Origin of the sequence: Sphingobium limneticum (assembly GCF_008710165.1) — a bacterium.
GTDB lineage: Bacteria > Pseudomonadota > Alphaproteobacteria > Sphingomonadales > Sphingomonadaceae > Sphingobium > Sphingobium limneticum.
In genome coordinates this window covers 76522-93653 of record NZ_VYQA01000001.1, presented here as the reverse complement: position 1 = coordinate 93653, position 17132 = coordinate 76522, and the positions used below count along the sequence as shown (strand labels likewise).

Below are 17132 nucleotides of genomic sequence, written 5' to 3'. Positions count from 1 at the left end.
TAGATCAGAAGCTGACCTTCGCGCCCACCGTCATGTAACGGCCGATGCTGTCATAATGGATCGAACCATAGGTGGTCAGCGGCGGATCGCGATCGAACAGGTTGTTCACATTGGCGAACAGCGTGAAGCGATCGGCGATGGTCGCCTGCGCGCCCAGATCGACATAGACGCGCGCGGCAATGTCGTTGTTGGCGATGTTCAGCAGGTGGTTGAACTTGCCGCCGCCGACATAGCGAACGCGGGCATCGATCGACACGTTCTGGCTGGTGTAGTTGATGCTGCCCGTCGCGCGCCAGTTCGGCGTGCCGAAGTTGACATTGTCGCCCACGTCGCCGGCCCGGTCGACCGTGCTGGTGCCGTCGTTGATGATGACCTTGGGCACATAGGTGGCCAGACCGCGGAAGCGCATCGTGCCGCCCAGGCTGTCGCTGACCTTGTTCAGCGGCAGGGTGTAGGTCGCCTCGATATCCACGCCCTTGGTCTTATATTCGGCCAGGTTGATATAGGTCGTGTAGAGGGTGGTCGGCGCACCGGCAGCATTACGTTCGATCTGGCTGCACAGCACGGTGTTGCCGTTGGCGCAGTTGGTGATGACGTCCTGCGCACCCAGCGAGGTGATCGCGTCCTTCAGCTTGATGTTGTAATAATCGACCGACAGGTTGAAGCCCGGCAGGAACGTCGGCGTAAATACCGCACCAAGAGTCAGCGTGCTGCCGATTTCCGGCTTCAGATTGGCGTTGCCGCCGCCAAAGCGGGTGATCGCATAGGTCTGGCCGCCTTCCACGACGGTGGTGAAGCTGGTCGTGCTGGTAGTGAACAGTTCGGCCAGGCTGCCCGAACGGATGTCACGCGAACGCGACACACGGATCAACAGATTGTCGAAGATGCGATCGGTCAGGCCCAGCTTCCACGACCAGATGCCGCCGCTGGTGCTGTAGCGGCTGTAACGGGCCGCGCCATTGACGTCGATCTTGCTGAAGGGCTGGTTTAGCAGCGGGATGGCGACTTCGCCGAAGCCTTCCTGCACGTTGAACCCGCCATCAAGCGGTGAGAAGTTGAAGCGGCTGAAGCCCTTGGCGGCCGAGGTTGCGTCCAGGCTGTTGGTGACCTGTTCTTCCCAGCGCGCTTCGGCGCCGAAGGCGACCGACACGGGGCCGGCCCAGGTTTCGAACAGATCGCCACGCAGGCTTGCGCCGGCGCTGTCGAGCTTGGTCGTGTAGACGACGCGCGCGGTATTGCCGAACACATAGTCGATCGCGTCCTGGCTGGCCGTACCGGTGCCCAGGATGTTGAGCGGGCGGCAAGCCGTATTGGCGTTGGTCAGCGCCGCGCGGCAGACGATGTTACCGCTGGAATCGCGCACGGCGTCCAGAGCGGCGGTCAGGTTCGCGCCGGTGATCTGGTTGTGATAGCTCTGCATGTTGCGCATTTCGCCATGGCTGTAATAAGCCGAATAGCGCCACTTGCCGTCCGCAAAGCTGCCGTCGACGCCGACTGCGCCTTCCACATTCTGGCGATAATAGTCGAAGGTGCGATAGCCATAATCTTCGAACACGCGGCCGATCGACACGCGGGTTTCGCCGGCAGCGGCCAGCTGGCTCTGGATCGCGGGGGACAGATAGGGATTGGTTGCAGAGATGCTGTACGAACCGCTTTCCGCATAGAAGGGATATTTCGCCCAGATGCGGCTATAGCTGCCGTCGGCCCAGAATGTTGCATCGCCCATTTCGAAGCTGGCGCGCGCATAGCTGTTGACGCGCTGATAGGGGTTGGTCAGCGAATATTCGTCATTGGTCGCAACGCCTTCACCGCCGACCATCGTGGCGCCGTTGACCATGCTGCCATATTGGAACGGGCGAATGGTGCCGTCCGCATTGAAGGTCTGGCCCTTCAGCTTGCCCGTGGTGATCAGGCCGCCCAGGCTGGTGTTGGCGGCATTGACGTCGCGCACCAGGATCAGCTGCGAGCTGCCGACAGGCGTGAACAGGTTGGAACTGCCGACATTCTTGCGCGAATTGCGGTCAAGGATGCCCTTGTCCTGCTGATATTCGCCGCCGATCATGAAGTGGCCGCGACCGTCGGCGAACTTGGTGCCGAACGTGCCGTCGAAGCTGTAGCGATAGCCGTCCCCGCGCGAGGAAATGCCGTTCTGCGCGCCGATGGTCAGGCCTTCCAGCTCATCGTCCAGGATGATGTTGACCACGCCGCCGATCGCGCCCGAACCCCAGGCCGCCGATGCGCCGCCGGTGACGACTTCGACTCGCTTCACCAGGCCCTGCGGCACGGTGTTGAGATCGACTGCGCCCGTGAAGCGGCGGTTGTTGAGCAGGGTCAGCGTGCGCGTGACGCCCAGACCGCGAAGATCCATCGCGGACGAGGATGAATTGGTGTTGGCGACCGTGCTGGCCGGCGACTGGGTCGCGCGGAACTGGGGCAGGTCGTTCAGCACCTGCGCGATGCTGGGCCGCGCGCCCTGACGCAGCTCGGTGTCGCCGATGATGGTGGTCGGCGTCGGCGCCTCGAAACCCTTGCGGTCGATGCGCGAACCCGTGACGACGATCGCCGGTTCGGCTTCGTCGGCGGCATCGGCCGCAGGTGCATTCGTCTGCGCCATCGCCACGCTGCCATGCGCCAGCGATAGGATCAGGCCGGCAGTGCCAGCCATCAACAGGTTGCGAAACCCGGTCTTATAGTCAGTCATATATCGTCCCTTTTCGTCTTCTTGCTTTTTTGTCCGCGACCTGAGCGGCTCTCTTTTATGCGTTTGAAATCTGGTCAGTCGGCCCGGCGGAACAGCACGTCATAGGCACGGCTCTCGCCAAAGCGCAGGGCGATGACGGCGCCATTGGCGTCGCGCTGGAACTTCACCGTGATGCGGCCGGCGTCGGGCATCGCTTCGCCCGTGAACACGTCGGCATAGGCGGGACTGAGCGTCTGGTCGGCCCAGCGCGGACCGCTATAGACCAGCCCCTCGCCCTGCTGGCGGAAGGTCAGGCAGGCATGGGTATCCACACCGCAAAACTTCCCGACATAGGGTTTGGCGTCGAAGGTCGTGACAGCCTCCACCTTGCGATAGGCGATCTTCTCGCCTTCGCGATTTTCACGCACCAGACCGTTCTTGCCGAAGGCGAAGATATCCTCGCGCTGTGCCCATCGGCCGGGGCCAACCGGGGTCAGCAGCTTGCCGTCGGCGCGCAGGCGGCCTTGCTCGTCGCTATCGAACTTGACCGGGAAGCCGTTCACGCCGTCGGCATAGACGCCCGAAGGCAGCGGCCCCTTGGGCGTGTAGGACTTGTCCTTCCACGCCGGCAGGAAGACATCCGCAACCTCGCGGCCCAGCACCGGCGTGTCGGCATTGCCGGTATTGCACAGCAGCGACACGGCCAGCTTCTGCTTGGGATAGCGCGCCATCCAGGCGCGATAGCCGCCGGTCGAACCGCTATGGCTGACTTCCTGCTGGCCATGATGGTCCAGGTTCACCAGCGCCAGCGCATAGGCGATCGGGGTGCCGTCGTTCAGCTTGGTCGGCGTCTGCATCTGCGCGGTAAAGCCAGCACCAAAAGTGCCAGCATCCAGCGCCGCCTGCCACTTCACCAGATCGCCCACGGTGGTCAGCAGGCCGCCATTGCCATAGGCGTCCTCAATCACCTGATCGTTGCGATAGACGCCGTCCTGATAGTCATAGGCGCCGGTCCGGCCGGCGACCACTTCGCCATGATCGTCGCGCCAACTGGTATGGGTCATGCCCAAGGGCTTGAAGATGCGCTCGCTGGTGAAATCGGCGAGCGACTGGCCGCTGACCCGCGCGACGACGATCGCCGCCAGATTATAATTGCTGTTGCTGTAGAGATAATGCGCGCCCGGTGCGAAGTTGAGTTCGCTCTGGCGCGACGCGATCTCCAGCACATCGTCATTGCTGGCGGTACGGCTGTTGCGCGGCCAGCCTTCAATCGCGGCGACCGATCCCCAGTCGCGCAGGCCACTGGTGTGATGCAGCATGTGGCGGATGGTAACGGGCGCGCTGTAGGTGGGCAGCTCGGGCAGATATTTGCGGATATCGTCGTCCAGTGACAGCTTGCCCTCGCGCGCCAGCATCAGGATGGCGGCGGCGGTGAACTGCTTGGAGTCCGACCCGGCCTCATAGATGCTGTCCGGGGTCGCGGGCACGCCCTTTTCCAGGTCGGCCATGCCATAAGCGCGAGTCGCGATCGCCTGTCCGTTGCGCGACACGGCGACGGCGCATCCGGGCGAATCCTTGCTGTTCCATTTGGCGAACAGGGCGTCGAGGCGCGCCAGCGCAGCGGGCTCGGCCGGTGCGGCAACCTGTGCCAGAGCGCCGCCTGACAGCGGAACGGCCATGCAGAACAATATCCCCGCGAACGCGGAGCGACCCGTCATCATAGTTCTGATTCCCCTTGGAAAATGGCGAAGCGCTTATTTGCGCGTCATTTTTTTGCGACCCGAAGGCTGTGGATTGTCATCCCGCCATTCGTCTTCCCCATTATCCTAACCGGAGTCGCTGTCATGAACCTGACACAATGGGTCGGACACGGGCCGATGCGTAATCAAAGGCAAGATCGGCGCCGACACACTTCGCATTTGCAATCCCACGCATGATGCGTATCGCAATTTAATGTCCATCGCGGGAAGGCGCCCGCGGGACGGAGGGTTTGTCAGTTCATGCGTTTGTTGCTGGTGGAAGATGATGAGCGGCTCGCCCGCGGCATGGTCGCCTCGCTGGAGGCGGCCGGATTTGCCGTCGATATTCTCACGACCGGCGAAGACGCCCTGAAGCTGGCCGACCAGGAACCCTATTGCGCCATCATACTTGATCTCGGCCTGCCCGATATGGACGGGCTGGATGTGCTCAGCCAGTTGCGCGCGCGCGGCGCTGCCACGCCGATCATCATCCTGACCGCGCGGGACATGATGGATGATCGCATCCAGGGTCTCGATCGCGGCGCCGACGACTATATGGCCAAGCCCTTCCACCCCCGCGAGCTGGAATCCCGCATCCGCGCGCTGGTGCGGCGCAGCCAGGGGCAGCTGGACCCGATGCTGCGCATCGGCACGCTGATGTTCGACCGGTCGAGCCGCACCGTCTATCTCGATGACAAGATGCTGGACCTGCGCCGCCGCGAACTGGCGGTGCTGGAAACGCTGATGGGCCGACCGGGTAAGGTCATCGCCAAGGAACGCCTGTCGGCCGAAATCTTCAATTTCGACGATGCCGTCACCCCCAATGCGCTGGAAGTCTATGTCGGCCGGCTGCGTCGCAAGCTCCAGCCGTCCGGCCCCGCGATCCGCACCGTGCGTGGGCTAGGCTATATGATAGAGGCTGCCTGATCCGCATAATCTGCTAACAGCGCGCTGATGCGGAACCTGCCCCCTTCGTTGCGCCTGCGCCTGACCGGCGCGGTCATGATGCCGCTCGCGGCCCTCGTCCTGCTATTCGGCATCATCACCGCCTGGGTGACGCATGATACGGAGGCCGACACGGTCGACCGCGTGCTTGTCGGTTCGGTCCGCACGCTCAGCCTCGTCTACAACAGCCGATCGCCGGAACGGGAAAGCCTATTGCCGCTCGCCGTCCACTTGCTCCAGCGCCGTGCGCGACCGGTCGTTCATTACAGCGTCTATCGCGGGAAGGAGTTGCTGGCGGGAGACGCCGCGCTGCCGCCCCCGCGCGATTATGGCGAAACATGGAATGGCGTGATCGACCCGCATCCGCCGGCCACCTTCGTCAACGCCTATCGGGCCAATCCTACGGTGCGCGGCTATCTCAATCCCGCCGATGCCAGGCAGGTGACGCAGGCCGCCTATCTGCGCGACGGCATATTGCACGGCAAGCCTGCCCGCATCGCCACGGAAATCCGCCGCCCTGCCGGCGAAACCGGCCTGATCGTCATTCAGATCGCCGACTATATCGACGATCGCCGCGCTTATGAGCATCAGTTCATGATCCGGGTGTTGATGGTCGGCCTTGCAGTGCTGGTCGTTACGGGCCTGCTCTTCTGGTGGGCGATCCGCTGGGGTCTGCGCCCCCTGATCGACCTCACCAGCCAGGTGGAAACGGCGCAACAGGATGCCTCGCCCGCTTTCCGTCTGGAAAGCAGCGGCAGCGATCCGACCGAAATCCGTCCCTTCGTCGATGCCTTCAACGGCCTCATGACCCGACTGGAGCGCGCGAGCAATTCGCTGCGGCAATTCACCTCCAACGCCTCGCATCAGATGCGCACGCCGCTTGCCGTCGCGCGCGTCCATCTTGATGTACTGGAACGCTACGGCCCCCATTCGCCGCAGGGACAAGCGGCGCTGACGGATATTCCGCACGCGATCGACTCCCTCGAACTGCTGCTGCGGCAGATGATCGCACTGGCCCGCAGCGAGGATCAGGGGGACATGCAGATGCGCCCCGTCGATCTCGCGGCCCTCGCCGCCACCGTGACTGCCGATCGCGCCGCGCAGGCGCCCGCCACTCTCGATATCGCCTATGACAATCGCATGGACGGTCCGGTCATGGCGCTTGGCCAGGCGGCGTTGGCGGGTGAATTGCTGGGCAATCTGCTGGACAATGCCATCCGCTATAACCGCCCCGACGGTGCGGTCGCGGTCAGCGTCTGGCTGGACGATCAGGAGGCGGTGGTCGAAATCGACGATAACGGCCCCGGCATCCCCCCCGATCAGCGCGACAAGGTGTGGGAGCGTTTCTATCGCATCACCGGCCGCACGTCGGCGCCGGGCACCGGGCTTGGCCTGCCGATCGCCCGCGCGCTGGCCGACCGGCTGGGCGCAGAGATAGAATTGCGGGATGGGCGAACGGGGCAGGGACTGTGCGTCCTCATTCGTTTCCGCCGAGCCCCGGCCTGACGGACCCGATATCGTCATGTGACAGGTTCATGTCAGCCGCCTTGGCTAAGTCTCCATGGGTCTGCCGCTTATCGGCATCGTCCAAGGGGACCGCCTTCATGTCTGCCATCTTTTCCCGCCGCGCGTTGCGCACCCTGCTCTGCGCCGGTGCCGCCGCCATTCTGTCCGCCGCCCCGACGGTCCATGCCGAGGAAGAGGAAAGCGGCGGCCAGTTGAGCACGACCACTGTTCACAGCACGCCCATAGCTGGCGATTTCAGCTTCGCGGCAGTGGGCGACCTCATCTATCTGCGGCCGATGCTGGCGACGATCGAAAAGCAGTCGCCCGACATGCTGCGCATCCTGCGCGGCGCCGACATCACCTTCGGCAATTTCGAAACGACGGCGCTCGACCTCAAGACGTTCAAGGGATCACCCCAGGCCGAATCGGGCGGCACCTGGATGCTTGCCGATCCCGCCGTGCCGGCCGACGTGGCCAAGATGGGCATCGACATCGTCGGCCACGCCAACAACCACACCACCGACTGGGGCGTGGAGGGCATGGCCGAGACGCTGGACCTGCTCGACGCGGCGCATCTGACTCATGCGGGCACCGGCCACAACATGACCGCCGCGCGCGCGCCGGCCTATCATGACGGTCCTTCTGGCCGGGTCGGCCTGATTTCGGCCACCACCAGCTTCACCCCCATGTCGCCGGCCGCCGATCCGCTGGGCAAGGTGCCCGGCCGTGGTGGCGCCAACGCCATCCGCAGCACCGAAATCGGCCTTGTGTCTGACGCGGACCTGGCCACCATCGCTCGCCTCGCCGGCACCAAGCCCGGCACGCCGGTCAAGATGAAAGGTCGCGAATATCGCGCGACCGCCAATCCGGCCACCCCGATGAAGATCGAATATGATCTTAATGCCAGGGACGTGGCAGCCAATCTGCTGTCCATTCGCCAGGCCAAGCAGAACGGCAATTTCGTCGTGTTCTCGCTGCACAATCATGAACCCGGCAATGCCAGCCAGATCACCGCCAACTTCGCCCAGCCGCTCGCGCATCAGGCGATCGACGCCGGCGCGGACGTCTATGTCGGTCATGGCCCGCACCAGTTGCGCGGTATCGAGATCTACAAGGGCAAGCCGATCTTCTATTCGCTCGGCAACTTCGCGATGATGAACAATTCGCTCGATGACCTGCCGGCCGATATGTACGACCAGTTCGGTATCACGCCCGGCACCGTCACCGCGCCAGAACTGCTCCAGGCGCGCGGAGCAAAGGAATTTGGTGATCCCAACCTGTATGAAACGGTGATCGCGGTCAGCCAGTTTCGTGATGGCAAGCTGAGCGAAATCCGTCTCCACCCGATCGACCTCGGCGTCAATGTCACCGGTGCAGGCCGCGGCGTGCCGCATATCGCCGACGCCATCGTCGGCGCCCGCATCCTGGAACGGCTCCAGCGCCTGTCGCAACCCTATGGCACGCAAATCACCATCGAACGCGGCGTCGGCGTCATCCGGCTGAACAACGCCAAGTAACGCGCCTCCCGGCCTGAAACATCCGCCTCCGCGCCTTCCATCGGGCGGAGGCGGGAAGGGGCCGTTCGCCCATTTCCAAATCGCCTGCCATGCGCCTATCATTGGCCGATCGGAAACGACGGATAACAGGGGTGATCATGCAAAGGAAACCGAGCCTTGGGGTCTGAAGAGAGCGGCCCGCTGGCCTATTTCCTGCGCACGGATGACGACCGCTTCATGCCCACCGCCCATGTCGGCGGGGCCTGGAATGTCACCGAACAGCATGTCGCGCCGGCGATCGGCCTGCTCGTCCATGCGGTCGAGGCGGATCATGCCGCACGCCGCACCGACCTCTTGCAGGTCGCCCGCCTGTCCTACGACATATGGGGCGTCATCCCGATGGAGGCGGTCGATATAGAGGTTATCGTGCTGCGCCCCGGCCGGACCATCGAACTGGTCGAGGCGCGCCTCAGCCATGGTGGCCGGCCAGCCATCATCCTGCGCGCCTGGCTGACCCAGGCCTATGACAGCAGCGCATTGGCGGCGGCCAACTTCCCGCCATTGCCATCGCCCGAAGCCATGCCCGCCGGCGATCCGTCCGCCCTGTGGGACGGTGGCTTCATCGCAAGCGTGCAGGTACGGCACGAAGCGGAGGGGCAGGGGCGTGCCCGCTGCTGGGTCCGCTCGCCTTTCGCCCTGCTCGATGGCGAAACCGTATCGCCCATTGCGCGGATGATGGGGCTCGCCGATATCGCCAACGGCCTTGCGCCGCTGGCCTCGCCACGGGACGCGGTCTTTCCCAATCTCGATCTGACCGCTCATATCTTCCGGCAACCGGCGGGCGACTGGTTGGGCTTTGACGTATCGGTATCCGCCGGCGAAAGCGGTATTGGCCTTACCCACAGCATCTTGCACGACGCGGTCGGCCCCTTCGCCACCGTGTCGCAATGTCTGACGGTACGACCCCGACCGTCAGCCTGACCGCGCCTCAGCCGATCGCGGCCACCAGCGACCGGGGCACTCGCAATAACGATCCATGCCGTGCGCCTGCCGGCATGGTCAGGCGATCGCTGACATCGTCCCACACGGCCATGTCGCGCGTCATCGCCGCGCCCCACCGCCCTTCCTTATAGACGTCATAATAGCAGACCAGCGCATCGCCGATCCGCGTCGCCATCGGCCCTTCGACCCAGGCGGGGGAAAAGGGTTTGGACAGCGGTCCGAACGGCCCGGTCGGGCTGTCCGCCTTTGCAACCTGCAAATATTTGCGCTGCGGTTCGACCGTCTCGTCCTTGACGATCAGATAAAGCGCATCGTCCGGGCCGCGCGCGAAACTGCCGTCGATTACGCTGAAACCGGGATCGTAGAGCGGCTTTGCGGCCGAGAAGCTGACGAAATCTGTCGTACTGATATGCCACAGCCGGTGATTATAGCCCGATTCCGATGCGCCCGCCGTCTCGGTGAAGCGGCCGCTCACCGTGCTGGACCAGAAAATCTCGGTGCGGCCGGTGCGCGGATCATGGATCGCCTCGGGCGCCCAGCAATTGCGCGTCCCCGGCACGTCGGCCATCACCGGGATCGCCTGCTGCGCCGACCAGTGGATCAGGTCGCGACTGGTCGCATGGCCGATCGTCACGCCTTCCCAAGCGGTGGTCCAGAGCAGATGATAGACCCGTCCATCGTGAAAGAGGAAAGGATCGCGCAGCAGCTTCTTTTCCCCCACCGTCGGTACCAACAGGCTGCGCCCGCCTACCAGCGTGCGGAAGGTGAAGCCATCCTCGCTCACCGCCAGCTTCAGCCCATCCGCCTCGCCGGCCTTCCCCGTGGTGAAATAGGCGAAGAGCAGCAGATCGTCCTTGCGCGCCGCTCGCCCGGTCGCGCAGGCGGCCAGCGTCATGGCGCCCAGCCCAAGGGTGAAGTCCCGGCGTCTCATCGATAGGCCTTCGCCATCTCGCCATAAAGTTTGAGCAGGTCGTTGGCGACATAGTCGCCGCCCTTGCCCATGGGACCGGTCGGCTCGGGCTTGGGCGCGGCCTGCGCGCTCACGAGGCCACCAGGCGCTTCGGCGCTGTTCAATCCTTGCGCAATCAGGTCCGGCTTGGCGCCTTCGCCCGCATTATGGCCATCCTGGTCGAAGATCGCCTCCTGGTGTCGCGTCGGCTCCCAGATAAACGCCCCCCAGCCATGTTTGCCCGGCAGGGCATGGACCAGATCGTTGATATAGCGCTTCCGGCTCGAATATTCCGCGACCAGCAAGCCCTTGTCGGGATAGCGTTTGACGAACTCGCTGAAGCTGGTTGCCCAGTCGCCTTGCGCCCGCTGCTGGTAGCAGGAAAAGCCGATCACGTCGAAATCGACCTTGCGCGCGATCAGCGCGTCGGTCCATTCGCGCACGATCGGCCAATGGCGGCCCAGATGATTGTGCAACTGGATCTTCACATCCGGCTCCGCTCGCCGCGCACCCGCAATGCCGGCGCGCAGCAATTGCGCGAACCCGTCGAACCCGCCCACTGCGCCGACTTTGGCATGATTGGCGTCGGTCACCGGATTGCCGGTCGACGTGGACAATTTCACCCGCCCATGGGGCCAGAGCATGCCGAAGGTCGTCTCATTGCCGATGACCGCCATATCGACCGGCGCGCCGCCCGCGCGCATCGCGACCAGCGTGTCGTGCGTATGCGCCTCGACCGCCTTGGCCAGTTGCGGCAGATCGTAACCGGCCCACGCGGCGGGCACGCCCTGATGCTCCGGGTCCGCCCATGTGTCGCTATAATGAAAGCTCAGCACCAGATAGAGGCCGGCCTCGCGAATGCGCCGACCCAGCTTGATCGTCTGCGCCAGCCCCGCCCAGGCCTTGTCCGGTTCGCGCTTCGCATAGCCCTTGGCCGGATCGACGAAAATGCGCAGCCGGATCGCATTGAAGCCGGCATCGCGCAGCAGCAGGATCGGGTCTTTCTGCACCCCATCGATGAAATAGCGCGCGCCGGCCGCCTCATCCTCTGGAATCCAGCTGATATCCGCGCCGATCAGATAGGGGCCGGGCCGTGCGCCATTCTTGGTGCCGCCAAAAGCCACCTGCGGCAGCGCCATCCCCAACGCCGCAAGGCCGCTGGCCGCCAACATAGTCCGCCGATCGGGCATGCCTCTCTCCTGTTGTTATTGTGGCGGGTTGGGCCCCCGCTCCAGCCTCGTCTTATCGCGCGAGCCACCCGCCATCGACGGCCAGCACATGGCCATGGATATAATCCGCCGCCCGCGACGCCAGGAACACGGCCGCGCCGCCGATGTCGCTGGCCTCGCCCCAGCGTCCGGCCGGGATGCGCTCCTGTATCTGCCGGTTGCGCGTCTCATCGGCCTGCAAGGCGGCGGTGTTGTTGGTTGCGATATAGCCCGGCGCGATCGCGTTGACGTTCACGCCCCTGGCCGCCCACTCGTTCGCCAGCAGCTTCGTCAGCCCCGCCGCCCCGCTTTTCGACGCGGTATAGCTTGGCACCCGGATGCCGCCCTGGAAGGACAGCAAGGAGGCGATGTTGACGATCTTGCCGCTGCCTTGCGCGATCATGTGCCGACCCGCCGCCTGACAGAGGAAGAACAAAACTTTAAGGTTGGTGTCGATCACCGCGTCCCAGTCTTCTTCGGTGAAGTCGACGCTGTCGGCCCGGCGGATGATCCCGGCATTGTTGACCAATATGTCGAGCCTGCCCAGTTTCTCGATCGTCTCGTCCACCACCCGCTGCACCGGCTCGATGCTGCTGAGATCGGCCGATATGATCTCCGCCCGGCGGCCGAGCGCATGGACCTGCGCCACCGTCTCTTCCGCCGGGGTGCGCCCCACCGCCGCGATATCGGCGCCCGCCGCGGCCAGCGACAGCGCGATCGCCTGGCCGATACCGGTATTGGCGCCGGTGACGATCGCCACCTTGCCGGAAAGATCGAAGATTTGGGTCATGGACTATTCTCCGCATCATCCCCGCGAAGGCGGGGATCCTTCTCCCGGTCGTGCCATCTGTGGCCTGGTCAGGAGATGGATACCCGCCTTCGCGGGGATGACGGCAAGGGGGTTAGGGGGGCGGTCGATTACGCCAGCTGGCAGATATCCAGCACGTTCATGTCGGTATAATCCTGGTTCTCGCCCGCCATCGCCCAGATGAAGGCATAGGCCTTGGTGCCCGATCCCATATGCACCGACCAGGGCGGGGAGATTACCGCTTCCTCGTTCGCCATGACGATGTGCCGCATCGCTTCGCCTTCGCCCATATAGTGGAAGACGCGGTCGCTCGGCCCGTCCAGCTCGAAATAGAAATAGATCTCGCTGCGACGCTCATGGATATGCGGGGGCATGGTGTTCCACACCGAACCGGGCTTGAGCACCGTCAGGCCCATCACCAGCTGCGCGCTCTCGCAGATGCCGGGGATGACCATCTGATAGATCGTCCGCTCGTTCGATTCCTCAAGGGAGCCGCGTTCCAGCGTGGTCGCATCCGCCACCGAGATCAGCTGCGTCCTGAACCCCTTATGCGCCGGGCAGGAGGCAAGATAATAGCGTGCGCCAGCCCCCGCAAATTCCACATACTTCGCGCCCATCGTCACATAGAGGCAATCCTTGTTGCCCAGCGTGAAGACTTCGCCATCGACCGTGACCGTGCCGGTGACGCCACCGACATTGACGATCGCCAGTTCGCGCCGCTCCAGAAAGGGATGGCCCGCCGCCGAGGCCGGCTCGCTGTGCGCCGGCAGCGTCACCGGCGCATCCACCACCGCCACGCCGCCGATCACGAACCGCTCCGCATGGGTATAGTTCAGCACCACCTCACCATCGCGGAACAGACCGCCGATCAGATAACGATCCCGCAATTCGTCGTTCGATACGCACTCCATCATGTCGGGATGCGTCGCATAATAGGTCTTCTCGAACATCTGAATCTCCTTGGAACTTTGCGCTTTTATAGCGGCCGCACCATCAAAAGGAAGGATTTATTCCCTGAATGTGGAATGATGTCTTAACATACGGACACATCACGGCGCTAGCCTGACATGCACCGGCGCCTCGCGATCCACGCTGATGATGCCGTCCTTTTCCGTCAGTTCGGCAATCTGCAACACACTGCGCCGCTTCCAGTCGGGGTTGGCCTTGGCCGCACCCTCGCCATCCTGATGCACGAAATACAGGATATAGGCGCGTTTCCCCGCAACGATGATATCGGGATGCTGCCCCTTGGCGCGATCGGTCGGCTGCAAGCCCGGCGTCGCCAGGATATGTCCGGGCTGCGTCGTCCAATGCGCCCCATCGTCGGACCGCATCACCAGCAGGCCCTTCCATGCATCGGAAATCAGCCAGTAACGCCCCTTCCACCGAAATGCCTTCGGCCCTTCGCCCGGCGTCTGGGTCAGCCGGTCCTTGACCGTCCAGTGGACCAGATCGTCGCTGTCGGCGGTAACGATGGCCTTGTTCTGCCGCTCGTCATTGAAGAACAGCCGATAACCCCCTGCCTTCTTTCCTTTGCCCGGCAGCGCCAGCACGCTCGCATCGATCACCCGGTCGGACCCCAGATCCAGCCGCTCGCCACAGGTCCAGCTTTTCAGGTCCGGGCTGGTCAGGTGGACGATGAAGCGCGGCGCATTCCAGTCGCGGAACACGCCCGGCACCACCGTCAGCCACATATGCCACTGTCCCGCCAGCCATTGCACCTCAGGTGCCCAGAGCGTCTCGCCGGTGCAGGCCTTGGGAATATCCGCCGTCCCGCCATAGCGCCAATGCGCGCCATTCTTCGACCGCGCGACACCGATCGCCGTGCCATGCACCCAGCGCACATCCTTGGCATCGTCCATAGGCAGGTCCGCGCGCCGATTGGTATAGAACATCACCCATTCGCCCGTCTTGCGATCCCGCACCGTGGAGGCATCGGCCGCGCCGTCATGCACCGGATCGCGAAACAAGGGCTTGGGCGCGACCGGCCCACTCGCAGCGGCCGCCAGCATCAGCAGCGCACCGATCATCGCAGCAACTTCAGGTCGATCGCATCGGCCATGACGCGGAACCCAGCATCATTGGGATGCAGCGCATCGCCCACATCATAGGGCTTGGCCATGCGCGCAGGATCGGCCAGATCGGCAATCGCCTTCGCCAGATCGACAAAGCCGTCCGCCTCGTCATTCTGGCGAATCCAGTCGTTGACTGCGACCCGCACCGCCTCGCCTTGCTCGCTCCAATAGCCCGCACCCTTATAGGGCAGGATGGTGGCCAATATGATCTTCACGCCCCGATCATGCGCCCGCGCGATCATCTGGCGATAGGCACCGACAAGCGCGTCGCGGGTCGGGATCGGCCGCTTCTGCGCAAAGGCCGAGCCGATATCGTTCACTCCCTCGAGCACCACCACATGGGTCACGCCCGGCACCGCCAGCACATCGCTGTCGAACCGCGCCAGCGCATTATTCCCATCGCCCTCGCTCAGCAGCCGGTTGGCGCTGATCCCGGCATTGGCGACCCCCACAGACGTACGCCCCGCCTTTTGCAGCCGCTCCGCCAGCAGATCGGGCCAGCGGCGATTGCTATCGGTCGTGGCGCGCACGCCATCGGTAATGGAATCGCCCAGCGTCACGATAGTCGTGCCGGCCCGGCGATTTTCCACTTCCACACCGGACAGGATGATGCGCGGCCCGATCACCGTCGCATCGGTCAAGCTGGTCGCCCCGGTCTGATCGCCCGGCGCGGTCCAGCCGGTCGCGGCGGAATAGCTGTGGACCGTTGCTTCCGGCGCGCCCTGCGGCAGATGCAGGCTAATCGTCAGCCGGGTCAGCGGCTTGACCGGCAGCGCGATCGGATCGCTCAGCAACGGCGCGCGCGCCGGCACGGTCGCGCCCTGCGCCCCGTTGAAGGTCACGACATGGTCGGACCCCGCCATGATCGCGCCATTCTCATCCGCCAGCGCGACATGCACCGCGCCCAGCAGTAGCGGTTGTGTCGACATCTCGTTGGACAGGCGCAGGCGGATACGCTGCCCGCCGCTGCTGATCCGCACCACCTGTCGCACGGTCCGATCCTGCAACTCAGGGCGCTTCTCCGGTGGCGCTTTCGACACCAGGGGCGCCGCCATCCAGCTCCGCGACCAGCCATCGGCCAGCGCCGGCGTCGTCATCAGCGCGCCCGTCAGCACCACGCCCAGCATCATGCTCCGCTTCATCATCATCCCCTTGTTCACCCCGCCGATCGGGCCACCGGATTGTTGCCCCATAGCTGGTCGTAACGCCAGCCGGACAGATCCTCGACCACCATGGCGGCCGCGGGGGAGGAGGGGGTGGTGGCCCCGCTCCGCAAATGCTCGATCTCGCACATCAATATGTCGTGGGTTGCGGGGCTGAGGCGGAAGCGCGTGGACACGATGATGCCAAAGGCCAGACAGCCAACCGTCCCCACGCCCAGCAGCAACGCCATGGTCAGGATCGCGCCATGGCTCTGCGCCTGCGCGCCCGATACGAAGCCACCCGCCTGCATGATGAAGCCCACGGCCACCACGGCGGCGGCCTGCGTCGCCTTGCGCACGAAAGTCATGACCCCGGCAAAGCTGCCCTCGCGCCGCTGGCCGGTGACGATCTCGTCCACATCCGCCATATAATTATATGTCGCCCAGGGAATGTAATTGAGCGCCCCGCGCCCCAGCCCTACCAGCACGATCGGCAGCCAGATCCACGGAGACGTCGCCGGCACGCCCAGCAGCCACAACGCCAGCAATGCGAACACGCCCACGGCGAAATCCGCCGCCGCGACCTGATAGGCTTTCGCCGGTGACGCGCGCAGCGCCAGGTTGATGGCGATGATCACCGCGGCGAACTGCACGATATACATGGTGCCCAGCAATCCCGACGCGATCGCCATCGACCCCGACATTGCGAAGATCACGAAGAAGGTGAAGGCCGCGTTGAAAATATCCTGGCTGATATAGCCGCCCAGATACATGCCCAGATGCAGCCGGAACGCTCGGATGCGCATGGTCGAGAACAGGTTGCGATAGAGCGCCTTCAACGCCTGTCCAGCGCCGCCCGCACTTTTGCGTTCCGGCGCCACGTCCAGTGCGCCCGGCATATGCCGTTCCCAGCTGAACAGATAGAGCAGCCCCGCCGTCACCATGAACAGGGCGGCGAAGATCAGGCCCATGTAGAAGAAAGTGTCGGCGCTGTCCCGGCCCAGCGCATTGATCAGCCACAGTGGCAGGAAGCCCGCCAGGATCGCCGAAGCCTGTCCGAACAATATGCGCGACCCCGCAAATTTCGCCTTGGTCCGATAGTCGGTCGACATTTCGGCCGCCAGCGTCTCGAACGGGATGATCGCCATCGCATAGACCAGCTCGAACAGCACATAGCTGACCAGATAATACCAGAATCCCTGTCCCGGCAGCCACATCAGCGCGAAGCTTGGCAACAGCGGGATGGCGGCCAATATGAAGAAGCGCCGCCGCCCCAATTTCCGGCCCAGCCAAGTCGATCCGAAATGATCGGAAATATAGCCGATCATGGGCGAGGCAAACGCGTCCAATATGCGCGCCACGGCAAAGATAGTCGCGGCCTGTCCGGCGCTAAGCCCACAAAATTGCGTGTAGAAAATCAGCACCCAGCCGGAAATGACGGCCATCGACCCGGCGCCCAGAACATCGTTGGAGCCATAGGCGAGGTAATTTTGCAGGCGGACGGGTCGGGTGGGTTCAGGCACGTTCAATCTCATCCTCGCCTTGGGTCGCGCCTGTGATTCTTATCCTTGGGCACGGGCAT

Annotated in this window: 13 protein-coding genes; 4 read left to right on the top strand and 9 right to left on the bottom strand. The window is 64.0% G+C overall.

Annotation, left to right across the window (positions count from 1 at the left end):
• Nucleotides 1-4: 4 nt before the first annotated feature.
• Both F4U95_RS00330 and F4U95_RS00325 read right to left on the bottom strand, forming a co-directional pair.
• Nucleotides 5-2701: a TonB-dependent receptor domain-containing protein gene (locus F4U95_RS00330; protein ID WP_120253034.1), complete on the bottom strand. Its 2697-nt coding sequence runs from the start codon at nt 2699-2701 to the stop codon at nt 5-7.
• A 74-nt stretch (nt 2702-2775) separates the two neighbouring features.
• On the bottom strand, nt 2776-4401 hold the full coding sequence (locus F4U95_RS00325; RefSeq protein ID WP_120253033.1) for a serine hydrolase domain-containing protein: 1626 nt from the start codon (nt 4399-4401) through the stop codon (nt 2776-2778).
• Nucleotides 4402-4680: 279 nt separating this feature from the next.
• On the opposite strand from F4U95_RS00325, the gene F4U95_RS00320 reads away from it, so the two are divergent.
• From F4U95_RS00320 to F4U95_RS00305, 4 genes are all read left to right on the top strand, one after another.
• Nucleotides 4681-5346 (top strand): response regulator, encoded by a 666-nt coding sequence (locus tag F4U95_RS00320; protein ID WP_120253032.1) that lies wholly within the window; start codon nt 4681-4683, stop codon nt 5344-5346.
• A 27-nt stretch (nt 5347-5373) separates the two neighbouring features.
• Nucleotides 5374-6870: a sensor histidine kinase gene (locus F4U95_RS00315; protein WP_120253031.1), complete on the top strand. Its 1497-nt coding sequence runs from the start codon at nt 5374-5376 to the stop codon at nt 6868-6870.
• A 98-nt stretch (nt 6871-6968) separates the two neighbouring features.
• Nucleotides 6969-8387 carry a CapA family protein gene (locus tag F4U95_RS00310; protein ID WP_150424390.1) on the top strand — a complete coding sequence of 473 codons (1419 nt, stop codon included), beginning with the start codon at nt 6969-6971 and terminating at the stop codon, nt 8385-8387.
• 156 nt (nt 8388-8543) lie between these two features.
• The gene (locus F4U95_RS00305; protein WP_232016239.1) at nt 8544-9347 is read left to right on the top strand and encodes a thioesterase family protein; all 804 of its coding nucleotides are present in this window, start codon (nt 8544-8546) and stop codon (nt 9345-9347) included.
• A gap of 7 nt (nt 9348-9354) precedes the next feature.
• Here the strand turns inward: F4U95_RS00305 and F4U95_RS00300 are convergent, their stop codons facing one another.
• From F4U95_RS00300 to F4U95_RS00270, 7 genes are all read right to left on the bottom strand, one after another.
• Complete coding sequence (locus F4U95_RS00300; RefSeq protein ID WP_120253029.1) at nt 9355-10299, bottom strand: glycoside hydrolase family 43 protein; 945 nt, start codon at nt 10297-10299, stop codon at nt 9355-9357.
• Nucleotides 10296-11507: a glycosyl hydrolase 53 family protein gene (locus F4U95_RS00295; RefSeq protein ID WP_232016237.1), complete on the bottom strand. Its 1212-nt coding sequence runs from the start codon at nt 11505-11507 to the stop codon at nt 10296-10298. Before F4U95_RS00295 ends, F4U95_RS00300 begins: the two co-directional genes overlap by 4 nt.
• Nucleotides 11508-11559: 52 nt before the next feature.
• The gene (gene kduD / locus F4U95_RS00290) at nt 11560-12315 is read right to left on the bottom strand and encodes a 2-dehydro-3-deoxy-D-gluconate 5-dehydrogenase KduD (protein WP_120253027.1); all 756 of its coding nucleotides are present in this window, start codon (nt 12313-12315) and stop codon (nt 11560-11562) included.
• Nucleotides 12316-12443: 128 nt separating this feature from the next.
• A complete protein-coding gene (gene kduI / locus F4U95_RS00285) occupies nt 12444-13283 on the bottom strand; it encodes a 5-dehydro-4-deoxy-D-glucuronate isomerase (RefSeq protein ID WP_120253026.1) in 840 nt (279 codons plus the stop codon).
• A 99-nt stretch (nt 13284-13382) separates the two neighbouring features.
• Nucleotides 13383-14363: a glycoside hydrolase family protein gene (locus tag F4U95_RS00280; RefSeq protein ID WP_120253025.1), complete on the bottom strand. Its 981-nt coding sequence runs from the start codon at nt 14361-14363 to the stop codon at nt 13383-13385.
• Nucleotides 14360-15601, bottom strand: a complete 1242-nt coding sequence (locus tag F4U95_RS00275; RefSeq protein WP_232016235.1) for an SGNH/GDSL hydrolase family protein — start codon at nt 15599-15601, stop codon at nt 14360-14362. Before F4U95_RS00275 ends, F4U95_RS00280 begins: the two co-directional genes overlap by 4 nt.
• The gene (locus F4U95_RS00270) at nt 15565-17073 is read right to left on the bottom strand and encodes an MFS transporter (protein WP_246171456.1); all 1509 of its coding nucleotides are present in this window, start codon (nt 17071-17073) and stop codon (nt 15565-15567) included. The genes F4U95_RS00275 and F4U95_RS00270 overlap by 37 nt, the downstream gene beginning before the upstream one ends.
• Between the last annotated feature and the right edge of the window lie 59 nt (nt 17074-17132).

Excerpts from the sequence above, each read along its gene's own strand:
- F4U95_RS00280 (WP_120253025.1), bottom strand. The coding sequence starts at position 14,363 with ATGATCGGTGCGCTGCTGATGCTGGCGGCCGCTGCGAGTGGGCCGGTC.
- F4U95_RS00310 (WP_150424390.1), top strand. The coding sequence starts at position 6,969 with ATGTCTGCCATCTTTTCCCGCCGCGCGTTGCGCACCCTGCTCTGCGCC.
- kduI (WP_120253026.1), bottom strand. The coding sequence starts at position 13,283 with ATGTTCGAGAAGACCTATTATGCGACGCATCCCGACATGATGGAGTGC.
- F4U95_RS00275 (WP_232016235.1), bottom strand. The coding sequence starts at position 15,601 with ATGGGGCAACAATCCGGTGGCCCGATCGGCGGGGTGAACAAGGGGATG.
- F4U95_RS00330 (WP_120253034.1), bottom strand. The coding sequence starts at position 2,701 with ATGACTGACTATAAGACCGGGTTTCGCAACCTGTTGATGGCTGGCACT.
- kduD (WP_120253027.1), bottom strand. The coding sequence starts at position 12,315 with ATGACCCAAATCTTCGATCTTTCCGGCAAGGTGGCGATCGTCACCGGC.
- F4U95_RS00295 (WP_232016237.1), bottom strand. The coding sequence starts at position 11,507 with ATGCCCGATCGGCGGACTATGTTGGCGGCCAGCGGCCTTGCGGCGTTG.
- F4U95_RS00325 (WP_120253033.1), bottom strand. The coding sequence starts at position 4,401 with ATGATGACGGGTCGCTCCGCGTTCGCGGGGATATTGTTCTGCATGGCC.
- F4U95_RS00320 (WP_120253032.1), top strand. The coding sequence starts at position 4,681 with ATGCGTTTGTTGCTGGTGGAAGATGATGAGCGGCTCGCCCGCGGCATG.
- F4U95_RS00315 (WP_120253031.1), top strand. The coding sequence starts at position 5,374 with ATGCGGAACCTGCCCCCTTCGTTGCGCCTGCGCCTGACCGGCGCGGTC.
- F4U95_RS00300 (WP_120253029.1), bottom strand. The coding sequence starts at position 10,299 with ATGAGACGCCGGGACTTCACCCTTGGGCTGGGCGCCATGACGCTGGCC.